5 protein-coding genes are annotated in these 6,880 nt (G+C 59.0%); 2 read left to right on the top strand and 3 right to left on the bottom strand.

Going from position 1 to position 6,880, the window contains the following annotated elements; genetic code table 11:
* On the top strand, nt 1–305 hold a 305-nt coding region (locus KBY85_RS15380; RefSeq protein WP_254962337.1), incomplete at its 5' end, for a M67 family metallopeptidase.
* 11 nt (nt 306–316) lie between these two features.
* On the top strand, nt 317–1,489 hold the full coding sequence (moeB, locus tag KBY85_RS15385; RefSeq protein WP_254962342.1) for a molybdopterin-synthase adenylyltransferase MoeB: 1,173 nt from the start codon (nt 317–319) through the stop codon (nt 1,487–1,489).
* 118 nt (nt 1,490–1,607) lie between these two features.
* Here the strand turns inward: moeB and KBY85_RS15390 are convergent, their stop codons facing one another.
* The 3 genes from KBY85_RS15390 to KBY85_RS15400 all read right to left on the bottom strand — a co-directional run.
* On the bottom strand, nt 1,608–2,873 hold the full coding sequence (locus KBY85_RS15390; RefSeq protein WP_254962338.1) for a DUF4114 domain-containing protein: 1,266 nt from the start codon (nt 2,871–2,873) through the stop codon (nt 1,608–1,610).
* A 140-nt stretch (nt 2,874–3,013) separates the two neighbouring features.
* Nucleotides 3,014–6,010, bottom strand: coding sequence for a hypothetical protein (locus KBY85_RS15395; RefSeq protein WP_254962339.1), 2,997 nt, complete (start codon nt 6,008–6,010; stop codon nt 3,014–3,016).
* Nucleotides 6,011–6,210: 200 nt separating this feature from the next.
* Nucleotides 6,211–6,880: cob(I)yrinic acid a,c-diamide adenosyltransferase (locus KBY85_RS15400; protein WP_254962341.1), on the bottom strand; the 670-nt coding region annotated here is incomplete at its 5' end.

The raw sequence follows: 6,880 nt of genomic DNA on the forward strand, positions 1-6,880 counted from the left end.
TGGTCTGGCCGTGTTGCAACGTCTGGCCCCAGCCTCAGCAACGCTGCCAGCGCTTTGCGATTGATCCAAGGGAGCAGCTGCAGGCGCAGAAGTGGGGCAGGGCTCAGGGGCTGGAGCTGCTGGGCTCAGCCCACAGCCACCCCACTAGTGGGGCCGTGCCTTCTGACACTGATCGCAGTCTCTGTGGGATATCCACTTTGATGGTGATCCTCGGGGCCCAAACCCTTGGTGGGGACTTGGTTGCCTGGTGGTTGCCGGAAGCTCCGGCCGCGCCCCTGCGCCTGCCATGGAGAATGGTGTGCTGATCCAAGAGGCCATGCTTCCTCCCGACACCAGCGGCGTCCAGCTCAGCCCCGATGAGGTGGCTCGCTTTGCCCGGCACCTGATCCTGCCAGAGGTGGGTATGGAGGGGCAAAAGCGGCTCAAGGCTGCTTCTGTTCTGTGCGTGGGCACCGGTGGGCTGGGCTCGCCCCTGCTTCTTTATCTAGCGGCTGCCGGCGTAGGCCGGCTCGGCATCGTCGATTTCGATGTGGTCGACCACTCCAACCTCCAGCGCCAGGTGATCCATGGCACCAGCTGGGTTGGCAAGCCCAAGATTGAATCGGCCAAGGCCCGCATCCTGGAGATCAATCCCCACTGCCAGGTGGATCTCTACGAGACCGCCCTCACCAGCGAAAATGCCCTGGAGATCATTTCCGGCTACGACCTGGTCTGCGACGGCACGGACAACTTCCCCACCCGCTACCTGGTGAACGACGCCTGCGTGCTGCTGGGCAAGCCCAACGTGTACGGCTCGATCTTCCGGTTCGAGGGCCAGGCCACGGTGTTCAACCTCGATGCCGAGAGCCCCAACTACCGCGACCTGTTCCCTGAACCGCCGCCGCCGGGCATGGTGCCCTCCTGCGCCGAGGGCGGCGTGGTGGGCGTGCTGCCCGGAATCATCGGCGTGATCCAGGCCACTGAGGCGGTGAAGATCATCACCGGCATCGGCACCACCCTCAGCGGCCGCCTGCTCCTGTTCGATGCCTTGGGCATGAAGTTCCGCGAGCTGAAGCTGCGGCCCAACCCCGAGCGCCCGGTGATCGACAAACTTATTGATTACCAAGAGTTTTGCGGAGTTGGTGGCACTGCCCCTGGCCAGGAAGAGTCCGGAGCTGTGGAGAGCATCAGCGTGGGCGAGCTCAAGGGCCTGCTCGATGGCGACACTTCCGGCCTGGTGCTGATCGACGTCCGCAACCCGCCCGAGGCGGAGATCGCAGTGATCCCCGGAGCCGAGCTAATTCCCCTCGATCTAATCGAGAACGGCACTGCCGTGGAGCGGATCAGGCAGCTGGCGGCAGGCAAGCAGCTCTATGTCCACTGCAAGCTGGGCGGCCGCAGTGCCAAGGCCCTGATCGCCCTGAAGCGCCACGGCATCGAGGGCATCAATGTGACCGGCGGCATCGACGCCTGGAGCCAGGAGGTGGATCCGAGCGTGCCGCGGTACTGAGGGTGCCCAGCTGTTGGGCGGGAGCAGCCGCTGTGGCGCCTGGCCTGAGATGGGTCCACAACGTTGAGACCGGCGGCCGGGCGACAGACGACGACCGATGCTGAGCGGTCATCAAGCCCTAAGCCACCGCGTCGAAGTTGAAGCCGATCACCAGATCATCAAAGTCGCGATCGCCGCCGCCAACCATGTCCTCCAGGCCAAAAAGGTTGTTGCCGAGGGCACGGAAGTGGCTGAAGCCATCGGTGCTAGCTGCGCCATAAGCAAAGAAGGTGTTGCCATTCACATGGGCAAAGGGTGCCAGGAAGGAACCGCCGCTCACGCCGCTAAAGCTGCGGGAAGTGGTCTGATTGTCAGCGACTGCGAGATTGCCGAGCTGAGCGATGAGGTTCGAGCTGCGCAGGGCCTCTGCGGCGTAGGCGCTATCGCCAGGCCGCAGGCGGGTGATGCCATCAGCAGCGATCACGGTTCCATTGGCATCGAGACTGCGGTAGAACCCCGCGCTGGAGTTGAAGTCGGCTTCACGGCCAAGCACTACTGAGCCGCTGAGGCTCTGGGCCGCAGTGAAGGCGCTGAGATCGAGCACAGGCGCGCGGCCCTGGGCAGTACTGATCAGAGCATTGAGACCGAGATCGCCGGGTAGGAGAGCGAGGGAGAAGCGCACGCCGCTCGTCGAGCTGAAGGCCACTTGGCCGTTGGCGAAGGCTGCGGAAGAGAGCAGGCGGAAGCGGCTGTCAGAGAGGCTGGAGAGCTGCTGGAGACTGGCGTCCACAACCTCGAAGAAGCGGAGGCTCTGGCCGTTGATCAGCTGAAGGTCGCGAGCGAAGGCGCTGCCGGCCGGAGGGAGGGTGACATCTTTGCTTTCCAGCGTGGAGAACAGGGTCTGCGCACGGCCGCGCAGCCAGTTCAGATCACTGAGAAGGGCATCTGCACTCGCCACTTCTGCGGCATTGAGCACCACGTAGCCGATCTGGTTGGAGCTGTTCGGGCGACTGTTGAGGGTGGCGCGGAGGTTTACGGCTGCGGGTGCGGCATTGGATGGATCGCTGACGGTGACTGTGCCGGAGCCTGCACTGGTGAACTGAAGGTTGGCGAGATCGACGAATCCAGCAACGGAGGGATCAACGATGACGCCATTAGCAAGGCCATCCTTGTCTCCATAGCCACCGTCAATGAGGCTGAGGGTGAAGAAGTCTGGAGTGCCATCGTTGTTCAAATCAAAGAAACGTGCGCCGGCACCGGTGATCGGGTCGTAGCTCAGGGGGGAGAGGGCACCGGTTGCGGTGTTAAGGGCGTAGTAGAGGAGCTTGCGAGCAGGCAATCGGCCAAAGGGGTCGCGGAGATCAGCCAGGAATTCAGCGGCAACCAGATTCGGATCCGAGCTCAAGGAAGCCTCAGCTCCCGGATCAGTAGCAAGCTGGAAGGCGATGGCCGTTGCATTAGTCCGCACTCCAAGGCTTGCGAGATCCTGCAATGTGGCTTGATTGATTCCCGGATTGCTGATGATCTCAACGTCGCTCCCCTCGCTCAGCTGCCCCCCCTGAAACTCAACCCGGATTTCCTTTTCTCCCTGCGGCGTGGGAACGTTGACGATCGCGCGGGTTTGATTGTAATCCGGCAAAAGTCATAGTTGTAGTTGTAGCCTTTATCGCTTTGCTGGCCAAAACCGCCGATCTGATACTCGATGAACAGTGGATAGAGTCCTCCTTGAATGCTGCCGCCATCGACAACGCTGAAGGCTGATTCGGCTTTGGTTGCATCCTTGTTGTACTGGAGGAATATATCACCACCCCCTGGCGTGATCTCTTCAAGGTTCAGGTTAATGTCGTAGGAGTTGGCAAACCGGTCGCTCAAGCCAAAACTGTAGACGTTTGGCGCGTATGTGTTCAGTAGTGATGACCATGTGTTCCAGTAACTGTTGTCTTGATCGCCCTCTGCCCAGGCGGTCTGGCCGAAGAAGCCCTTAGCAACAGGACCGCTGGTCTTGTCAAACCATGGCGAGCCCTTTTCTGGCTCTTGCAATTGATACAGGTCTCCGATAGTGACCTGTTGTTGGTTGTAGGTGAATGACCCGGTTGCACCCAGCAACCCCGCATTGAGCAAAGATAGATAATCACCGACGACGCCGCCGGAATCCCAGGAGTCCGCGATGTTCTGATAGGCAGTGACAACTTTATCCCCGTCCAGGGTGTAGGACCCTGCATTCGCTCCAGCGATGCCGGCTTCATTGGCGGCATAGGTGAACGGGTTGCTTGAGGACTGAGCGAGCTGATTGGCCTTCCAGATGCTGTTTGGCGTCAGCGTTGCGATCGTTTTGCCTGAGGCGTCGGTGGCTGTGAAGGATGTGATCGGTGCTGGGGCTGTGAAATTGGTGTCACCAGCTGAGAAGATCAGACCCACCTGATCCGATGTGGCTGTTGCGTCAGGAGCCTTGGCCAGGGTGAAGGTCGGCTGGAATCCATTTGAAAGCACGCCTGTAGCTGTAAACGACGTCCCACTGCCACTGCCGCTCCAGAGATTGCTGGGATCGCCCTTCAGGTGCCAGTTGCCATTGGCATCCACCATGGCCTGCAGTATGGCCCCATTGGACGCGGTGAAATTGGTCCAGCTGAGTTGTGCTGGATTGATGGCAACGGAGGGAGGCGATTGAACGGTGACCGTGACTTGGACAGGCGGGTTGCCACCCAACGATCCGTTGTTGGCAACAGAGAATGTTGAATTTTGATTAACCTTTCCCTGCCAATCTTGTATCCAGTTCTGGGAGGTGGGGACACTCACCTGCCAGGAATTGCTTTCGCTGACGTACTGAATCTGAATCTGAGTGTTATCGGGTGTTCCGCCAAGATTCAGGAAGCCCGTTGTCGAACCGTCTGGTGTCCCTTGATTGACTTTGACCGAATAGGTGGTGCCATCAGCCGTGATCCATTGACCGTTTCCGTTGACTCCGGTTGTGGTCGCTACAAAGCCGGGATAGGCCGTGATGGTGTCGCCTGTTGCTGTGAATAAACCCTGATTCTTCTGGGTGTAATTCAGGCTTGTGCCAGTGAATGTTCCCGTTCCTGGTTCGAATTCAAACAGGTCGTCGTAATACTTGAACAAGTTCGTGGCGCCATACGGCCCCCCTGAGACGGAGACTGGGTTGGTGCCGCTAAGTGCATTGAGATTGGTGGTGTTACTCTGACTGGATCCCATCCAAACCTTGTCATAGCTTGAATCCCAGTCCACCATCCAGCCGCCGCTGGGTCCGCTGCCTGAGGCGCCCCCCGGTGAGACAATGCTGTAGCTGTTGCTTTGACTTGGACTGCTGGGGTTGTAACCTAGCCAGGGAATGATGATGTTGGCGCTGCTGTCAAGTGTAGTTGAGCTGCTGCCATAGTTGACACTCAACTGGGCGTAGGCATTGCTGTCGAAGGCCTTGAGTGGATCTCCCCCGCTCAATTTGTCGGCATTGTCAAAGCCCGTCAGCGTGATGCCGGTGACTTGATAGTACGTGCCATTGTTGTTGCCAGTCCACTGCACTGGCACCGTTGTTCCCTGTTGTACGCCGTATAGCGTAGGTAGGCTGTACTGGTATTGATAGTAGTTGCCAAATGCTGGATCCAGGATGGCACTGGCCTCCGTGGCAAAGGTGTCCTTGGGGTTGGCGTAGAGCGTGCCATTTTTCTTGCTGGAAAAGACCTTTGCTGTCTCAAACTGATCCGAGATCGCCGTGGCAAGCTGGAGACTGTTGTTGTAGCTGGATTGGTATTTGCCGCTGCTGGTGTTGATGAACGAGCCTGCCCCTGGGACGCTGAGGTTTTCACCTGAGGCAGACCTGACGCCTCGATAGAGATTACCGCTGCTGTCCGTGTACCAGAGAATCAGACTGTTCGGGATAGAAAATTGCTCAATATAAGTCGCGTCACCGTTGTTGCTATCGCTAGAGTTCGTTTTGGCGTCCAACCCATAGTAGCCCTCATGCAGCACGTAGTTGAGGCCACTGGCAACAGGTGAGGGGGCCCCGCCAGAGCTATTCACCAGGTTCGCAGAAGCGTTCGTGCCGTTCAGTTTTGTGGGATTGCCGGACGCCAGGATGAGTGCGAACGACTGTATGCCGCTCAGCCAGAAGACGGGGAATTTAGGGCTCGTTGCATTGACCCGGATGTCGGGATTACTGGAGCTGAAGACGTCGTTCAGCTGTATCCCAGCGTTGGTATAGGCGTTGGTATAGGCGTTGGTATAATCCGGCTTGGTTGCGAACAAATAGGGCGTGATGCTGCCGTTCTGGTTCCAAGCGAGGTCGTACAGGCTATAGGGGTTGGATGCTTGGCTATTGATCGTTAGACTACCGTTGGCGCTGTGCGCTGCGATCAGATAATTTTCGTCGCTGATGTTGAAAGGTACTTTGCCGGCTGTTGTACCTGTGAACTGGGCGTACCAGTTGGTTAGGAATGTATTGGGATCAGGGATCTTGTCGGTACTCACCGAGTGGCCCAGAGTGACCACCAGCGGGATTGCGCCAATAGAATTGTTGTTAACACTCACGCGTGAGTCCTACAGCTACTCCATATTCTAGTGCTTCAATCAGTGTTGAGCAAAAATTATAGATTCGTAATGCAAACAGGCCACTTCATTGCTGGTCCGCGTGCAGGACGGGCCAAAGTTTGTTGGACCTGAAGCTATCGCTCCCGAAGCCATGGCTGGTAGTGATCTCGTGAACCAACTACCCCAGAAGATCCGAGCAATCAGTAATCCACGCCGCGCTTGAGGTCCACGCCGCGCTCGGCGTAGTGCTTGTGGCACACCATCTCGGAGTGCACCGAGGCCAGATCGAAGTAGGCGGGTGGGTTCTTGCAGCGGCCGGTAAGGATCACCTCCGTTTCGGAGGGTTTGCGCAGCAGGGTCTGCACGATCGGCTCCACCGGCAGCAGCTCGAGATCCACAGTGGGATTGATCTCATCGAGGATCACGGTCTTGTAGAGGCCGCTGAAGATGGCGGCGCGGGCGATCTCCCAGGCCCGCTCAGCTTCCACATAGTCGATCGGCTGCTGCTGGCCGCGCCAGACGATCGCATCGCGCCCGGAGCGCAGGTGATCCACCAGGTGGGGGTAGCTCTCACGCAGGGCGGCAATGGCCGCATCCTCGGTGTAGCCGCTGCCGCCCTTGAGCCACTGCAGGATCAGCACGCGATGGCTCTTGTCCTGGCTGATGCCCCGGCCGATCGCCTGCAGGGCCTTGCCCAGGGCACTGGTGCTCTTGCCCTTGCCCTCACCGGTGTAGATCTCGATGCCTTCCAGGCCTCCGGGGCCCTGGTGGGCACGCATTTCTGAGTGCAGGTCGGCCAGTTGCACCAGCTGGCGGGGCGCACCGCGACCTGTGCAGATCACTTCCATGCCGTCGGGTTTGGCCGCCAGG

Origin of the sequence: Cyanobium sp. BA5m-10, from assembly GCF_024346255.1 — a bacterium.
GTDB classification, from domain to species: Bacteria; Cyanobacteriota; Cyanobacteriia; order PCC-6307; family Cyanobiaceae; genus Cyanobium_A; species Cyanobium_A usitatum.